Below are 15,956 nucleotides of genomic sequence, written 5' to 3'. Positions count from 1 at the left end.
TGGCTTTACTTCAGTTCTTCACCAGCCGCGCCTGCGGTCCGCCCCACGGATATTCCATGGTCAACGCCACAAAGGCTGCGGTCGGCGTATCGTAGCGCGTGGCAATGCGTGAGAGCTCGCGGTCGATCACGCGCGCCGGCTGGTCAGGCGGCGGTTCCACCACGAACGCTACGCTCTTCGCTGGTGCATCAAACAGCAATGTGAGGCCGCGCCGGCTTTGCACCTGTCCGCCCGCTCCGTTAGTCGCAATCAATTCAGTCAACTCCGTGCGTGCATAAGCATCCGCTATCAAACCAAGCGCGATCTCATCGACACCGTCGCCGAGCTGAATGCCCACGTTTTCATCGCGCCAGATGCTCAACTTGTTACGGATAAAGGTCTTCCTGTGCTCCAGCGTGAGCTTAAAATTGGACGACTTGTGACGCGCATCCCAGTTGTCGAGGCCGACACGTGCCGCGACCTTCTCGGCTTCATCGCGCCCGCCGATGGCTTCCACCAGCGTCGCCATCAGCGGCAGCGAAGCGGTGATGCCGGTAGATGTCGCAATTCCGTTGTCCACCACATAACGGCGATCGCGCACCCGTGTCATGGTGGGATGTCTCGCTTGAATCCCTGCAATCTCGTACCAGTGGGCGGTGGCCTTGCGCCCGTCGAGCAGTCCAGCTGCTGCCATTGTCAGCGAGCCATTGCAGATCGACACAATGGTTGCGCCCTTCTCATGCTGGCTCTTGAGAAACGCAATCACAGCAGCATCGTCCGGCCGCAACAGCGCGGGCACCACGACATAATCCGCACCTACAGGATAAGACGTATCGAACTCCGCCGTGGTCGCCTGTGTCTCGGCCTTGATGCTGCTGGGATAAAGCCGGATCGGCTCAGGCCGATCCGCCACCACCGTCACATCCGCAACGTTGGCCTCTTTCAGCACGCCATAGGCGGTGAGGAAGTCGGCGACTTCCGTGCCGTCGTTCGCGGCAATGAGCGCGATGGCTGGGCGCTTGCGCTTCGGCGGCTTCAAGGCCTCGACGGCCTTCTGGTGTTCATCGGATGCGATGCGCTCAGGCGCGGGCGAAGCAATGGGCATCTTGCGCGCAGACAGCAGCGACGGCAGGCAGACGGCCAGAACCGCGAGCGCGCCGAGACATATATAAATCGCGTTGCGCATGGGGATCTCCTTCCAAAGCGTTTTCGAGCGAAGTGGGTACCGGTTCGCGTGAAGAAAACGCGTCAAAATAAGCCTGAGACCTCTTTTGAGGTCGGCCGATGATGCCACCATTGACCCATGCGGATCGGACAAACAACGCGCAGTTTCCGCCAAAAGGTTCCAGAACTGCGCGCTTTAGCCGTGCGTCCCACCGACGCGGATCAGTTCCTCGATCAGCCGCTCGCGCTCCTTTGCGGGCAGCGGCTTGTCCGACAGCTCGAATCCCAGAAACGCCCAGAAGAGAATTTGCGCCCGCGCGCGAGCGATGTCCGTCGCAATGCCTGCGCGTTTCAGCAGCGCCTCGATATAGGACATGCGCCGCTGGTCGATCTCGCGCACAGTTTTGCGCGCGGCGGCATCGTGGGTGGCCCAGCTCCGTATCGCGACTTCGAGATCGGAGCGCGCCGCGAATGCACCGCGAAGCAGATATTCCACGCCTTCTGCAGCGTCTGCATGTTTTTCAACGTTGGCGATAATCCGCTCGGTGGCGATATCGCGCCAGCGCGCCAGCACCGCCGTGTGGTACGCCTCCACATCGCGGAAATGCCAATAGAAACTGCCGCGCGAGACGCCGAGCGCCTTCGCCAGCGGATCGGCCTTCAGCGCCGCGACGCCGCTTGCCGCCAGCGCTTTCAGCCCGGCATCGAGCCAATCGGTTGCAGACAACTGGTCTGTCATGCAACCACCATACAGGAGTGTATTGACAGAAGGCAACGGCAGGTGCAGCATCCATACACCACTGTATGGAGGATCCTTCAATGCAAGATTTTCTTCTGCAATGTGCCGGCGTCGCCGCGATCGTGGTCTCAATCATCCATGGCGTGCTGGGCGAAACCAAAGTGTTCGCCCGCGCCACCATCGAGCCCCCGCGCCTGCGCACCCTGCTTCGCCTGGTCTGGCAATGCAGCACCGTGGCCTGGCTCGGCGGCGGCGTGCTGCTGATCGCAGCACCTTATGTCGCTTCCGACACCGCGCGCCACTGGATCGTCGCCACGGTGGCAGTGACTTACGCGTTTGGCGCGGCAGCAAATGCTTATGCCACGCGCGGCAAGCATTTCGGCTGGATGGCGATGGGAGCGGTCACCGCGCTCGCCGCCGCAGGCTATTGATGCGGCGATGACGCCGCATCAACGCATGATATTGCGCGTCAATCGAACGTCATCGGCTTGCCGCGTTCGAGCGTGCGGAGCCGCGGAGCGACGCCGAGCTTGGTGAACGCATCCGCCAGTTGCTCCGGGCTTTCCTTGAAGTGTACCCAGCCTTCGTTATGCACGGCGACGATGGCCGCATTCGGGAACGCCCGCTCGGCTTCCAGCGCATCGTTGCTGTCCATGGTCATGTGGAAGCGGCCGCGCGGCTCGGCAGCGCCAGTGAACAGCATCACCACTTTCGGCGAAAAACGCCGCGCCACTTCCGCCGTGCCCTCGTACCAGACCGTGTCGCCGGTGACATAGATCGCATCGCCCGGCTTTTCGATGCCGAGCAGGAAGCCGACCACATCGCCTGACAGTGGCTCGATGCCCACCGGCCCGTGACGCGCAGGCGCTGCGGTGACAAACAGATTTCGGCCGTTCGCGCCTTGCAGCGTCGTCGTCTCGAACGGCGCAAGGCCAACCGCGTTGCCGCCAAGACGTCCCTGCCCGGCCTTGGTGGTGTAGGTCACGCCCACTGTCGGCAGCATTGCGCGGCCTGAGTGATCGAGATTGTCAAAGTGATGATCATGGCTCAGCAGCACCGCGTCGAGCTTGCCGATCTCCTTCACCGACAGCGCGGGACCAGAGGTCTTCTCGAAGTGGACCGGTGTCTCTTGATAAAGCCCGGGCGGATCGAAAGTCGGATCGGTGAGCAGACGGAAGCCGCCGACTTCGATGAGCGCGGTCGGGCCGCCGATAAGAGTGAGTGTGAGGGGCGATGCAGTCATGACGCGGTGTCCTTGAGTATGTCGATGGACATGAATTAAGCCGTCGCCACCTGTGAGAAAATTCGCTAAAATCTCTCAATGGCTGATCAGATTCGCACAGGCCTCGACTGGGAGGACGTCCGCATCTTTGTGGCACTCGCGCGCCACGGCAGCCTTTCGGCGGCAGCGCGGGCGCTCGGCGTCAATCACGCCACCATCGCACGGCGGATCGCAGCACTTGAACGCGCGCTGGATGAAAAGCTGGTGGAGCGGCGGCCCGACGGATACGTGCTGACGCCTGCGGGCACGCGCGCGCTCGGCGCCGCGATCGAGATGGAGACGGCCGCGGCGACGCTCAGTCGTGGCGGCGCGGACGGTGAGCCCAAGGGACTGGTACGCGTCAGCAGCACGCCCGGACTTGCGCAGGGATTTCTCGTCGCGCGCCTCGCGACGCTGACCGATAAACTTCCGCGCCTCGACGTTGAAGTGGCCACCGATATCCGCAATGTCAGCCTGGAGCGACGCGAGGCGGACATCGCGTTGCGGCTGGCACGCCCGGATGACGGCGACCTGATCGCCAAGCGCCTCGTGACATTCAGTTTTGGCTTCTACGGCACAGCGAAATGGCGACGACGCATTGCGGATGGCGCATCGCCTGTATTCGTCGGCTTCGACGAAGCCAATGCGTCGATCCCCGATGCGCTGTCGTTGACGCGGCAATTCCCGCGCGCCCGCGTCGCGTTCCGTACCGACAATCAGGTCGCACAGGCTGCTGCCGCGCGCGCGGGTGCCGGCATCGCCATGCTGCCGCACTTCATCGGCCGTGCGGACGACAAGCTCGTGCTCTGCGCTCTCGGCAAGACGCCACCGCCGCGTGAGCTCTGGCTCATCACGCGGCGGCACGATGCGCGCGACCCGGCGATCCGCAGCATCAGCGAATTTCTCACGCAGGTGTTTGTCGACGAGCGCGCGCTGTTCGAGGAGCCGTGAACAGCGCGCGGCGTGCTTAGACTTTGAACGTCACGCCGGTCAGTTTCTCACTGAGACTCCAGAGACGATCCGCAAACTCCGGATCGGTCGCCCAGGGGCGGACACCGGATGGCTCCTTAGAATCCGCAGGCACAGCTTGGGCGATGTCGCAGTTCTCGCAATAAACACCGCCCTTGCCGTCGAGCTGAGAACTCGTCGCGCACCAGATGGTGGTGGCAGCGCCCTGCTCGACAGTCTTCATTCCGCGCGACGGATCGATGATGGGACGGCCTTGATCATCGACGTGACCCGTGGCGCGGATTTCCTCCGGCGACATATATTTTGCGAGATCCGTGATGATGCCGCCGGGATGCACGGAGAACGCCCGCACGCCATGCGCCGCACCGCGCGTATCGAGCGCCAGCGGGAACAGGATGTTGGCCGATTTGGACTGGCCGTAAGCAGCCCATCGCTCGTATGCACGGCGTTCGAAATTGGGATCGCCGAAATCGACCGCGCCACGCATATGCCCGCGCGAGGACAATTCCACCACGCGCGCACCATTGGCCTTCCTGAGTGCAGGCCATAGCCGCGCGGTGAGTTGAAAATGCCCGAGATGATTGGTGGAGAATTGCGACTCGTATCCGCGGGCATCACGTGTCAGCGGATTGCCCATGATGCCCGCATTGTTGATGAGCAGATGCAGCGCACGGCCGGAGGCGAGAAAGCGTTCGGCAAACGTATCGATGGACAATGGGTCCATCAGGTCGAGCGCGCCGAGTTCGACGCCGGGCACAGACGCGAGCGTCCGCCGCGCCTTCTCCGGATCGCGCACCGGCACGATGACCTGCGCCCCGGCGGCAAGCAGCGTCTTTGTGGTCTCAAGCCCTAGCCCGGCATAGCCGCCCGTGACGATCGCGGTCTTGCCGCTGAGATCATAGCCGTTGATGACGTCGCTGGCGGCGGTGGCGGCTCCGAAGCCTGAACCGAGGGGAACTTGCGGTGTGAACATGGTGTGATCTCCGATAAATGTCGGAGAGGCTGATAATCCGGCCCTGCGGGATTCTGAATGCTTGTAAATCCCGATTTCTTGCGCGATCGTACGGGCATGAATTCCACCCCCAATTCCGATGCCGGTTCCTCCGACCCCAGTTCTTCGGACCCCGGTTCTTCTGACCCAATGTCCGAAATCCTCGATCTGCTGGAGGCCCGCTGCGTAATGTCCGGGGGCCTGATCGCCGGCGGGGCCTGGTCGCTGCATTTCAGAAGGCCCGACGCCGTCAAAGTGATGGCGCTCGCGGAAGGCAGTTGCCTGATGCTGTTCGAAGACCGGCCGCCGATCCGGCTCGACACCGGCGACGTGATCGTCGTGGACGGCAAACACCCGTTCGTGCTCACCACGGATCCGAAGCTTGCGCCGCTGGACGCAAAAACGGCCTTCGCCGACAAGATTAAAGGTATCGCGCGCATCGGCGACAATTATGACTTCGTCATGCTCGGCGGTCACGTCACGCTCGATCCATCACGTCAGGCGTTGCTGCTCGACGTGCTGCCGCCGATGGTTCACGTGCGTCATACCTCGAACGAAGCCGCTGTGCTGCAATGGCTGGTAAAACAGCTCGTGCGCGAGATGAACGAGGATCATCCCGGCGGCTTGCTGGTGACTACGCAGCTTGCACAACTGATGTTCGTGCAGGCGCTGCGCGCGCACCTTGAAACAGCGGGGCCGCTGGCCGGCGGATGGCTGAAAGGCCTTGGCGACGAGCGCATCGCAGTGGCGATGCGGCTGATGCACGGCGAACCAGCGCGCGCGTGGACACTGGGAGAACTGGCGAAGGCCGCCGGCATGTCGCGCACGACGTTCGCGCTGCGCTTCAAGACGCTCGTTGGCGTCGCGCCGCTCGCCTATTTGCTTGCATGGCGGATGCATCTGGCGGAGCGCGACCTGCGCGAAACCGAGCAACCGGTCTCGACCATTGCATTTGCGCTGGGCTACACATCGGAAAGCGCGTTCAGCAACGCCTTCAAACGCGCAAAGGGCCACGCGCCTAAGCGCTATCGCACCGCTTCGCGCGCGAGCGCTTCACAGCAGACCAACGCGCTCCAGACAATTGCCATGCTGCAGGCAAGCGACACGTTGTAACCCAACACGACGCAGCAAATGCTGCGGCTCGCGAAGTTCCTGCCACAATCCCTCCACGCCTTTTCATCCTCTCGCCTTGCTTTGGTCAAACCTGCATGGCGCTTGGTTAACGGGGGTATACGGCTGATATCGGATGAGGATACGGAGCCGCCATGCTATCGATGATGAAACGGAAGCACACCGAGCCGCTCGATCACATTGAAACGTCCGGTCAGGAGGCCGTTGCCATCGCCCCCGGGGCCGAAGAATCCTGCCCTGCGCCGGACCAGCGCCCTGCCCGCGATTCAACTCAGCGCACGGAGCCACGTTTCACCGCGACATCAGCTCCCGAATTCACGGCATCCGATTTTACTGCCGAGCGGCTGGTGCCACGTGCGGGCGCCGAACGAGTGGTGTCTCGGGTCGACGCCGAACGCCTGACACCGCGCGCGGATACGATATTTCCTTCCGCGGAGTTTCCTTCGCCGGCCAACGACCTCGGCCCGGTGGAAGACCAGCCGTCGATCCGGCTCGACGGCGAGCCGTCCGCCTTTGGCAAAGCGATGAAGCGCGCGGTCACCGGTCTGGTGATCATGCTCGTCGGCGCCGTCGCCACTATGGGCTGGAAGACCTTCGGCGATGATGCGAAGCAACTCGCCCAGGGGCTGACGCAGCAGATGCCGCTGGTGTCGTGGCTGCATCTGAAACATCACGACGCCACATCAGGCGCAGCGACTGCGGCAAGCGCAACACCCGCCGACACAGCAGACGCATCCGCGCACGCACCGCAAGACACGACACATGCTGCCGATACATCGCCGGCAGATTCATCGCAGCAGGCAGCAACGCCACCGGCAGAACAGGCTGTGCCACAACAGCCCGCGCCGCAGCAGGCTGCAGCACCACAGCCTACGTCTGCCGCTCCGGCTTCAACCGACGCGACAGCAACAAGCGCAGCCGTAGCTTCATCACCTGATGTGACGCAGCTCACGCAATCGGTCCAGGCGCTGACGCGCGAAGTCGCCGCGTTGCAGAAGAACATGTCCGAGATGAAGACCAATAACGAGCAGATGGCGCGCGAAATCGCCAAGATCAACGAACGTAACATCCCGCGCCGCGCGGCTGTTCCGTCGCGTCCTGCGGCACCGTCACCGACCGCGCAGGTGCAACGGCCTGCTTCGCTTCCGCCGGTGCAGTCTGCTGCCACGCCGCGCCCGGTCTCGCAATATCAGCCGCCGGCACGGCCTTATCCGGTGACATCGCAGGAGACGTCGGCCCCTCCGCCGGTGATTTACTCGCAGCAGCCGACTTCGCCGCCACCGAGTTACGCACAACCACGAACCTATTCAGACCCGTCCGGGTATGCTGACTCATCACCGGCGCCGCGCCCACCGGCTTCCGTCGGCGGGTACTGATCGAACACGCGTAAGACCCGGCGATCGCGCACACACGCGCATTGATCGCCGGCTTCCGGCAATCGCTTCCGGACTGAAGCCTTATCGGCTGAGCATCGACCTTCAGCCTTTCCTGCGCTGAAAAGACGTTGCAAGCGGAACCAACGCGCGGTTCCGCACTTGTCTTGCGTCGTTTCCTGACAGGGGCTGTGTCATGCGTAACAGGTGGACCCCATCGATCGTGCCTGCCGGCGGCGATCAGAATGTCTATCTCGTGGTGGACGACTTCGACCAATCCGGCACCGTCTATCGCGAAGCCGATGTCGAGCACACCGATTTAGAGACGGTGATCACCGACCTGATGTCGGGGCAATACAATAATCCCGTTCGCATCGTCGCCTTCAACACCGCGGAGAAATGGGCAGATGATGTCTCGCAAGATGTTGCGCTCGAAATCCGGCGCCGCGCAGACCTCGCCGCCGAAGACCTCACCTCATCCATCGACGACTTCGTCGCGCGGCACGCGGGATACGAACGCCAGCTCGTGCTGAAGCTGATGTGAGTGTGCAGCGACGCCGCGTTACGATCCCCGCACGCGATCCAGCGCTTCTTTCAAAAGTTTCGCGCTCTTGGCGAGGCCCGCCTGTTCTTCGTCTGACAGCTCAGGCTCAAACACCTCGATGACGCCCTTGCGACCGACCACGCTCGGCAACGACAGCGTGACGCCGAATTTCTGCTGGAAGCTCCCGATCGGAATGACGGCACGCTCATCGTTGAGGATCATCTCGGCGATACGCACCGAGACAATGCCGATGCCGTACTGGCTGGCGTCGTGACCTTCGATGATGGTGATGTTGGCGTAGCGGACTTCCTTCTCCACTTTCTCGCGCAGCGCCTTGAAATCTTCACCGCGTGTCTTCAAGAGCTGCGCGATCGGCACGCCGCCGATGCGCGCCGACGACCACAGAAACACCTGCGCGGTGCCGTGATCGCCGATCACCTGAGCTTCCACGTGCGCGGGATCGACACCGAAGTGCTTGCCGAGGTGAACACGGAAGCGCTGGCTGTCTAAATACGTCCCCGCGCTCAGCACCGTTGTGCCGGGGCTTGCGTCGCGTCCGATATCCGCCAGCGGGTCCGGCGGATCGGTGACCGCAACGAGCACGGCGTCCGGCGCGGCAGCGGCGATCTTCGGCACGATGTCGCGATAGATCTGCGCATTCTTGTCGAGCAGACGCAGGCGCCCCTGCGGATCACTGCGGTCGGTGGCCCCTCCCGTCTTCTCGTTGACGCCGGAGGTGATCAGCACCACACCTGCGCCCGCCAGATCAGCATAGTCGCCATCGACGATCTCCGCCTTGCTCGACAGCGGCATGCCGTAGCGGATGTCAGTTGCCACCGCCTCGGCCGTCTTGCGCGTACGGTTGACCAGCACGATCTGCCGCGCGCTGCCACGAAGGGCTGCAGCCATCGCACACGCACACCCGACATTGCCCGTTCCGATAATTCCAATTTTCATGAATCTCTCCGGTGAGTGCTGGCGGGTGAGCGTGAAGCGCGAGGCGATGCCGCCCCGCGCCGTTGATGTTTTACTTGCTTGAAGCGCCGCGCTCGATCAGGCGACCGAGACGCGCGGAGAACGACTTCGGATCGCGCGGCCGATCGCCGTCCGCCACGAGTGCTTCGTCGAGCAGCAGATGCGCGACATCCTCGCGGAAGGAAATCTCCGTGTCGCCGAGGTCCGCAACTTTGCGGATCAACTCGTGCGAGGGATTGACCTCAAGCACCGGCTTCGACGCAGGCACAGGACGGCCCGCGCTCGCCAGCAGCTTTTCGAGCTGGCGATCCATGCCGCTCTCCGGCGCGACGATGCAGACCGCGCTGTCGGTCAGCCGTTCAGACGCGCGCACCTCGGAGACGTCATCACCCAGCACGCTCTTCGCGAATACCAGGAACGACGCGACTTTCGCATCAACATCGGCGGACGGTTCGCTCTTGCCTTCCAGCAGTGGGATGAGCTTGAGATCGGCGGCGCCTTGCGTGACCGACTTGAACGGCTTGCCCTGATAATCGATGCCGCTCGTCACCCAGAAGCTGTCGACATGATCCGGCAGCAGCAGCACTTCGATGCCGCGGGCGCGAAAGCCTTCGAGCTGCGGCGAGGTCTTGAGGCGCTCCATGTCGTTGCCGACGATGTAATAGATCGCGGTCTGGTTGGGCCGCAGGTCGGCTTCGTAATCCTTCAGCGAACGCCATTTGTCGGTGGAAGCCGTCGAGTATCCACGGAACAGGCCGAGCAGCCGCTCACGGTGTTCGAAATCCTCGTACAGACCTTCCTTGATGGTGATGCCGAAGGTGTCCCAGATTTTCTCGTAGGCTGCCTGGTCGCTGTTCGCGAGCTTCTCCAGCTCGCTCATCACGCGATTGGTCACGCCCTTCTTGATCGCGGTCAGGATCGGGCTTTCCTGAATGAGCTCACGCGAGACATTGAGCGGCAGGTCCGATGAATCCACCAGACCGCGCACGAAGCGCAGATAGCGCGGCAGGAGTTCGGCTTCGTCAGTAATGAACACGCGCCGCACATAGAGCCGCATGCGGCCATGCCGGTCGGCATCGAACAGATCGAACGGCCGCGTCTCCGGCACGAACAGCAGAACGGAGTAATCGTGCCGGCCTTCGGCGCGATAGTGAATGGTCAGCGCCGGTTCATCGAACTGTCCCGCCACGGTGCGGTAGAAGTCCGTGTAGTCCTCCTTGCTCACCTCGCTCTTCGGCTTGGTCCAGAGCGCGGCGCCATCGGCAACCTGACGCGGCTCCGCATCTGGCTTGTCGATCAGCGTGATCGGCACTGCCACGTGGCCCGAGCGCGCTTTGATCAGGCGCTCCAGCGTGTGCGGCTCCGCGTAGTCCTTTGCCTCCTCCATCAGGTGCAATACGACGCGAGTGCCGCGTGCGGGGGCTTCCGCCGTATCGATCGGTGTGACGGTGTAAGTGCCCTTGCCGTCCGATGACCACACGGCGGCATCCGCCTCCCCGGCCTTCCGCGAGATGACGTCGACTTTGTCGGCCACCATGAACACCGAATAGAAGCCGACGCCGAACTGGCCGATGAGCTGCGAGTCTTCACCGTTGGCCTTGGCGGCGATACGCTCCATGAATGCCTTGGTACCGGAGCGCGCAATGGTGCCGAGCGCCTCCACCATCTCCTGCGCCGTCATGCCGATGCCGTTGTCTTCCACCACGAGGCGGCGCGCATCGGGATCGAGGCGCAGTGTCACATGCGGCTGCGGATCGTCGCCGAGCAGCGCGGGATTGGCGATCGCCTCATAGCGCAGCTTCTCGCAAGCGTCGGCGGCATTGGAGATCAGCTCGCGCAGGAAAATATCCTTGTCCGAGTAAACCGAGTGCACCATCAGGTGAAGCAGTTTTGCAACATCCGCCTCAAAGGCATGGGTTTCGGGCGCGGGATTTTCAGCCGTCATCTCAACTCTCATTGCTATTGAATTCAGTCCTGTGGGACGGGTTTACATGTGGCATTCTGGCTTGGGAACTCAATCCTTCTTGTGCGCTTATGGCTGTGGGCAAATCAACAACGGCAGAGCGATGCGCATCCCCGTCCGAGGCCTTGTGATCGTCGCCATCCTCCTTGGCGTCGTTGCACTGATCCAACCCCGGATACGGCAGGCCTTCCTGTCCGCATCCGAGCCGCGGGTCATCGCACCGCGCGGCGCGCTGGCGGATTTCGAGCAAACCGCTATCACCCTGTTCGAGCGCGTCTCGCCCTCGGTGGTGCAAGTCGTCGTGGAACGCAATGGCGCCTTCTCCGGCAACGAGGACTTTGAGCAGGGCCAAGGGTTCGGGCAAGCGCCCGGACAAGAGCAAGAGCCTGGACATGAGCCGGGTCAGCAAGGCTCCGGCACCGGCTTCGTGTGGGACAACGCGGGCAACATCGTGACCAACGCCCATGTGGTCGGGCAAAGCGACCGCGTGTTGATCCGCACCTCGAAGGGCGATGTAACGGCGGCGAGCGTAATCGGCCGCGCGCCGAATTACGATCTCGCCGTGGTGCGCATCTCCGGCCGCACGTTGCCGCCGCCCATTGCGATCGGCTCATCGGCAGATCTCAAAGTCGGCCAGGCTGTGTTCGCCATCGGCAATCCGTTCGGCCTCGACCAGACCTTGACCACCGGCATCATCAGCGCGCTGAAGCGGCGCATGCCCACCGCAGGCGGGCGTGAGATCGCCGATGTGATCCAGACTGATGCCGCGATTAATCCCGGCAACTCCGGCGGGCCATTATTGGATTCCGCAGGCCGCCTGATCGGCGTCACCACCGCGATCCTCTCGCCGTCGGGCACCAGTGCGGGCATCGGCTTCGCCATTCCGGTGGACATCGTCAACCGCGTGGTGCCTGAGCTGATCAAGTCAGGCCGCGTGCCGACGCCTGGCATCGGCATCGTGAGTGCAAACGAAGCCGCGACCACGCGGCTCGGCGCAGAGGGCGTGGTGATCGTGCGCGTCGCGCCGAACTCACCGGCGGATCGCGCGGGCCTGCGCGGTGTCGATCAGCGGAACGGCACGCTCGGCGACGTGATTGTGGAAGCCGCAGGCAAACCGGTGCAGCGGCTCGCCGATCTCACCGATCAACTGGAAAAGACGAAGATCGGCTCCGCCATCGATCTCACAGTGCAGCGCGACGGCAGGCGCCGCAATGTCTCCGTCGGCGTGGTCGATATCGCGAACTAGAGCAATATCGATGATTGGCCGGCCCGGTGCGCCCCCGCGAGTGAACGTCCATCCGTAGAGAATATCCTGGTTTCGACAGTGATCGGATGTTTTCAACTACGGCTTCTCGAAGCGCAATTAATTGAGCAGTCTCCGCTGCGGACCTCGGCGCACGCACACGCACGAGTGTGGCCCAAGAGTAACGATGGTTTGGTTTCCATCGAAAGTATCGAATCGTCCAAGTGACTTTGCCACTCAGTCCAAGCCACCCATGTGCTCAGCCGGTAAGGCTTGCAGGCAATCTGGAAAAGAATCGAGCGACCTTATGTTGAAAAAAATTGCCTTGATGGCCGCCATGACGTTGGCCCTGGCTGGAAATGCAACGGCTGCTGACCTGCCTACGAAAGCCCCGTATATTTCGGGCTACAACTGGACCGGTTGCTCGCTTGGCGTTCATGGAGGTGGCGGCTGGACACAGAATACGACGACAGTTCCGGGCGCAACTGTGTTCGGTATGCGGGCGCCAGGGTGGCTTGGCGGCGGACAGGCGGGCTGCGACTATCAGATTGATTCTTGGGTATTCGGCTTCGAGGGACAGTTCAGCGCGGCCGACATGAACGGTCACGCAGCGATCGACAACGTCAGCGTGGCGTCAATACATCTCAACGAGATTGCGACCGGCACCGCGCGCATCGGATATGCCATCGACCGCGTGTTACCTTACGCCAAAGCGGGATTTGCATGGGCCAATTCCGACAAGGTCAATTTGGGTGCCTCGAACGGCTTGAATAATTTTAACGGAGGCGGCAGCGCTCTTGGGTGGACTGCGGGTGTCGGCGTTGAAGTGGCGTTTATGCCGAACTGGTCATGGAAGGTCGAGTACGACCATATGGATCTTGGCGTTAACGGCTATACACTCAATTGCCCGACTTGCGGGGGCGCGCCACCGCCGGCCACACTTGACGTTGGCCAGCACATCGACATGGTCGTTCTTGGCCTCAACTATCGATTTCACTGAGAGCCGCACAAACGATTGAGGACGAGACACGCAGCGCGGCTTCACGGATATCCACGCTTCGCGGACAAATCTCCACACTTGCGAACGACACGACAGGCCATGACGTAAACGAGCACGTGGCCGATTTGCTTTGGACTGCTGAAGCGATCTTTCGCAATGTAGACGAAGCCCTGAAGAATTCTGAAGCTCAGCTTAGGCGACTGGGCCGGCGCGTCTCCCGCCGGCCACACCACCGTTCATTGCCGCTGAAGACGGTGCGACAGCTTTTCAACTGATCGCTATTTTCGACGAGACAACCATCAGTCAGACGGAGGTCGGCACCAGGGCCGGGAACAAGAAGCGTATAGCGGACGCCGCAATGTCTCTGTCGGCGTGGTGGATATTGCCAACTAAAATGACATCGATGATGTTCGCGGCATTGAAACATCGGATGTGCTAAAAGCCTTTCATGGCATTGTCTGCAACTTCCCCGCTCGGCCGCTTATTGGCCGGCCCGATGCGGCCCGGTGAATTGATCTGGATCGGCCTGCGGCCCGCGCGCAGAGCGCCTGTCGTCACATCGCAATCGGCGACACTGATCGCCGAGACCGGAATCGAAGGCGACCGCTACAAGACCAACCGCAATGGCGCACGGCAGGTCACGCTGGTTGCCGAAGAGGACTTGGCCGCTATTGCATCATTCCTCGGTCTCGACGCGATCCCGCCCGAATTGGTGCGGCGAAATTTCGTCACCCGCGGCATCAATCTCATGGCGCTGAAAGAGCGGCGCTTTCGCATTGGCAATGCAGTGCTGGAGACATCCGGCGAATGCGCACCGTGCAGTTTCATGGAAGATGCGCTCGGCCCCGGCGGATACAACGCCATGCGCGGCCATGGTGGCATCACCGCGCGGATCATCGAAGGTGGCAGAGTGACGCTCGGCGACATCATCAGGCGGATGGACGAGTCGTCACAATCATGAACGGGCAAAAGCGGCTGTTTGTCCCAGCGGCCCACCCTTCAATCCTGGTCTCCCAATCACCACCTAAGGAGCAGTTTACGACCGTTCGAAAGAAGCGGAATGAAGAAAGAAGAAAAGACCGACGCCGAACTTGAGGACATGATCCTCGAACGGCTCCTGATCGGCGGTGTTTACGTCTCGGTGCGCAGAGACCCCATGCTCGGCTGGCGGCCGACCGTGATCACCGCGCCGAAACATACCCGCAACATGCAGGACCGCGCCGACCAGATAGCGGCCGAATTGCGCAAGAAGTATACGCTGAAGCCAAGGGACGATAGCGGCGCGGACACTTGAGATCGCCCGCGCGCATCACCGTAACAGTCGTCTGGCGAGAATCCTGCACAACCTATTGCGAATTTTATGCGCATAATATACACTTTCGTGTATCGCATGCGCATAAAGGAAGCTCAGCTTTGAAAAACAGGTTTAGACACTTTCGCGTCAGCGCGGGCCTGACGCAGGCGAGAGCGGCGCAGGCGGCTGGAGTGACTCAGCCCACCTATCAGCGATGGGAAACCGGCCAAGTCGAAATCCCAAGCGACAAACTGAAGAAACTAGCTAAGGCTTTCGAGACAACCGAGGCCGAACTACGAGGCGACCCGATCCGCGTGTCGCTTTATGACAGCAAGGCAAACCCGGAGCACAACTATTACGGCGAAGTCGCGGTGCATTTTCGCGGCGGCGGCGATCCAATCCTGTTGTCGGTTTCAGACGCGGCCTGCGACAAGCTGCATCACGAACTGCAGCAGGACTTGTCCTATTTGACAATCGAAAGTCTCGCAAATCAGACTGTGATCCTTCGCCGCGATGCGATCTCAGATTTGTATTTTTCAAGCGAGGCTTATGACGATTACGGACCGGAACACCGTAACAAGGATGGATCATTTAACCGCGGGGGCTACAAGAACCACTACGAATTTCAGATCGCCGATCCGCTCGACTGGGACATCATCAACGCCCTTGCGACTGACGGTGTTGGTTTGGAGGATTTTGCGGAGACGGACATCGAGCGCGTCCAAAAAGCCTACTTCACCTCCGATGAGGAATTTGCGCAACTCATCACGGATGGCCACCTCAAACCAGAGGACCTTGAAGCGGCTAAAGCGGCCGAGAGCAAACAATGCGAACGGCTTTTCGAGGCAGCTACCAAGGGCATCTATCAACTGTCCAATGGCGGCGTACAGCGCAAATGGTATTGCCACGACGACGGTATGGACTTGTACAACTCGGTTTGGGAATTAATCGAATGCGAAGCTTATGGTGACGAGATGTTGCCTGAAATGATCCGTTTTTCACCAGAAGGCAGCCATCGCATGTTTTTCATCAATCGTGTCGGTTTCGATTACATTTCCCTGCCATCACATATCCTCAAGCGGTCTTGGCTCGACGCGCGCGAGGAGGAAATCGATAGCTTCGATCCTGAGGTGCAGGTGGCCACCAAGCTCGCCGTTTCTAACAATCCTTCGAGAAAGAAACCCCGACGACGCAAGACCAGAATCTGAAACTGGTGCCCAGCCTGACGCCTGAACGGATTGTTCTCGAGAAGAATTTGGGCAGCTAGGCCCTGCGCCAGTCCATTACTTCCTGCCTATCAACCAGGAATTGGGTCATGGGAACTCTTTGG

At 61.4% G+C, this 15,956-nt stretch carries 16 protein-coding genes; 10 read left to right on the top strand and 6 right to left on the bottom strand.

What is annotated here, in order from left to right; genetic code table 11:
- Positions 1-10 precede the first annotated feature (10 nt).
- Complete coding sequence (locus ACZ5C3_RS08245) at positions 11-1,165, bottom strand: DJ-1/PfpI family protein (RefSeq protein ID WP_464036765.1); 1,155 nt, start codon at positions 1,163-1,165, stop codon at positions 11-13.
- 174 nt (positions 1,166-1,339) lie between these two features.
- Positions 1,340-1,882 (bottom strand): TetR/AcrR family transcriptional regulator, encoded by a 543-nt coding sequence (locus ACZ5C3_RS08240; protein WP_464036763.1) that lies wholly within the window; start codon positions 1,880-1,882, stop codon positions 1,340-1,342.
- 80 nt (positions 1,883-1,962) lie between these two features.
- On the opposite strand from ACZ5C3_RS08240, the gene ACZ5C3_RS08235 reads away from it, so the two are divergent.
- Positions 1,963-2,313, top strand: a complete 351-nt coding sequence (locus ACZ5C3_RS08235) for a hypothetical protein (RefSeq protein ID WP_464036761.1) — start codon at positions 1,963-1,965, stop codon at positions 2,311-2,313.
- 38 nt (positions 2,314-2,351) lie between these two features.
- On the opposite strand, the gene ACZ5C3_RS08230 is transcribed toward ACZ5C3_RS08235, so the two are convergent.
- On the bottom strand, positions 2,352-3,125 hold the full coding sequence (locus tag ACZ5C3_RS08230) for an MBL fold metallo-hydrolase (RefSeq protein WP_464036759.1): 774 nt from the start codon (positions 3,123-3,125) through the stop codon (positions 2,352-2,354).
- A 78-nt stretch (positions 3,126-3,203) separates the two neighbouring features.
- Here ACZ5C3_RS08230 and ACZ5C3_RS08225 point away from each other — a divergent pair, with 78 nt between their 5' ends.
- Positions 3,204-4,094: a LysR family transcriptional regulator gene (locus ACZ5C3_RS08225; protein WP_464044640.1), complete on the top strand. Its 891-nt coding sequence runs from the start codon at positions 3,204-3,206 to the stop codon at positions 4,092-4,094.
- A gap of 16 nt (positions 4,095-4,110) precedes the next feature.
- On the opposite strand, the gene ACZ5C3_RS08220 is transcribed toward ACZ5C3_RS08225, so the two are convergent.
- Positions 4,111-5,085 (bottom strand): oxidoreductase, encoded by a 975-nt coding sequence (locus ACZ5C3_RS08220; protein WP_464036755.1) that lies wholly within the window; start codon positions 5,083-5,085, stop codon positions 4,111-4,113.
- A gap of 57 nt (positions 5,086-5,142) precedes the next feature.
- Here ACZ5C3_RS08220 and ACZ5C3_RS08215 point away from each other — a divergent pair, with 57 nt between their 5' ends.
- From ACZ5C3_RS08215 to ACZ5C3_RS08205, 3 genes are all read left to right on the top strand, one after another.
- Positions 5,143-6,216 (top strand): AraC family transcriptional regulator, encoded by a 1,074-nt coding sequence (locus ACZ5C3_RS08215; RefSeq protein WP_464044639.1) that lies wholly within the window; start codon positions 5,143-5,145, stop codon positions 6,214-6,216.
- A 161-nt stretch (positions 6,217-6,377) separates the two neighbouring features.
- Entirely contained in the window at positions 6,378-7,610 is a 1,233-nt protein-coding gene (locus tag ACZ5C3_RS08210; RefSeq protein WP_464044638.1) for a hypothetical protein, read from the top strand.
- Positions 7,611-7,803: 193 nt separating this feature from the next.
- Complete coding sequence (locus ACZ5C3_RS08205; protein ID WP_464036750.1) at positions 7,804-8,151, top strand: hypothetical protein; 348 nt, start codon at positions 7,804-7,806, stop codon at positions 8,149-8,151.
- An 18-nt stretch (positions 8,152-8,169) separates the two neighbouring features.
- Here ACZ5C3_RS08205 and ACZ5C3_RS08200 read toward each other — a convergent pair whose 3' ends face one another.
- Positions 8,170-9,108, bottom strand: a complete 939-nt coding sequence (locus ACZ5C3_RS08200) for a lactate/malate family dehydrogenase (protein WP_464036749.1) — start codon at positions 9,106-9,108, stop codon at positions 8,170-8,172.
- Positions 9,109-9,178: 70 nt separating this feature from the next.
- Positions 9,179-11,071, bottom strand: coding sequence for a molecular chaperone HtpG (gene htpG / locus ACZ5C3_RS08195; RefSeq protein WP_464036747.1), 1,893 nt, complete (start codon positions 11,069-11,071; stop codon positions 9,179-9,181).
- A 121-nt stretch (positions 11,072-11,192) separates the two neighbouring features.
- Between htpG and ACZ5C3_RS08190 the strand changes: the two genes are divergently transcribed.
- From ACZ5C3_RS08190 to ACZ5C3_RS08170, 5 genes are all read left to right on the top strand, one after another.
- On the top strand, positions 11,193-12,335 hold the full coding sequence (locus tag ACZ5C3_RS08190; protein WP_464036746.1) for a S1C family serine protease: 1,143 nt from the start codon (positions 11,193-11,195) through the stop codon (positions 12,333-12,335).
- Between the two features lie 304 nt (positions 12,336-12,639).
- Positions 12,640-13,332, top strand: coding sequence for an outer membrane protein (locus ACZ5C3_RS08185; protein ID WP_464036745.1), 693 nt, complete (start codon positions 12,640-12,642; stop codon positions 13,330-13,332).
- 448 nt (positions 13,333-13,780) lie between these two features.
- Positions 13,781-14,293, top strand: a complete 513-nt coding sequence (locus tag ACZ5C3_RS08180) for an MOSC domain-containing protein (RefSeq protein ID WP_464036743.1) — start codon at positions 13,781-13,783, stop codon at positions 14,291-14,293.
- 99 nt (positions 14,294-14,392) lie between these two features.
- Complete coding sequence (locus ACZ5C3_RS08175) at positions 14,393-14,626, top strand: hypothetical protein (protein ID WP_464036741.1); 234 nt, start codon at positions 14,393-14,395, stop codon at positions 14,624-14,626.
- Positions 14,623-15,834, top strand: coding sequence for a helix-turn-helix domain-containing protein (locus ACZ5C3_RS08170; RefSeq protein ID WP_464036739.1), 1,212 nt, complete (start codon positions 14,623-14,625; stop codon positions 15,832-15,834). Before ACZ5C3_RS08175 ends, ACZ5C3_RS08170 begins: the two co-directional genes overlap by 4 nt.
- Positions 15,835-15,956: the final 122 nt, after the last annotated feature.

Source organism: Afipia dichlorophenoxyacetatis (genome assembly GCF_055386385.1).
This window is presented reverse-complemented; position numbering and strand designations above follow the sequence as displayed.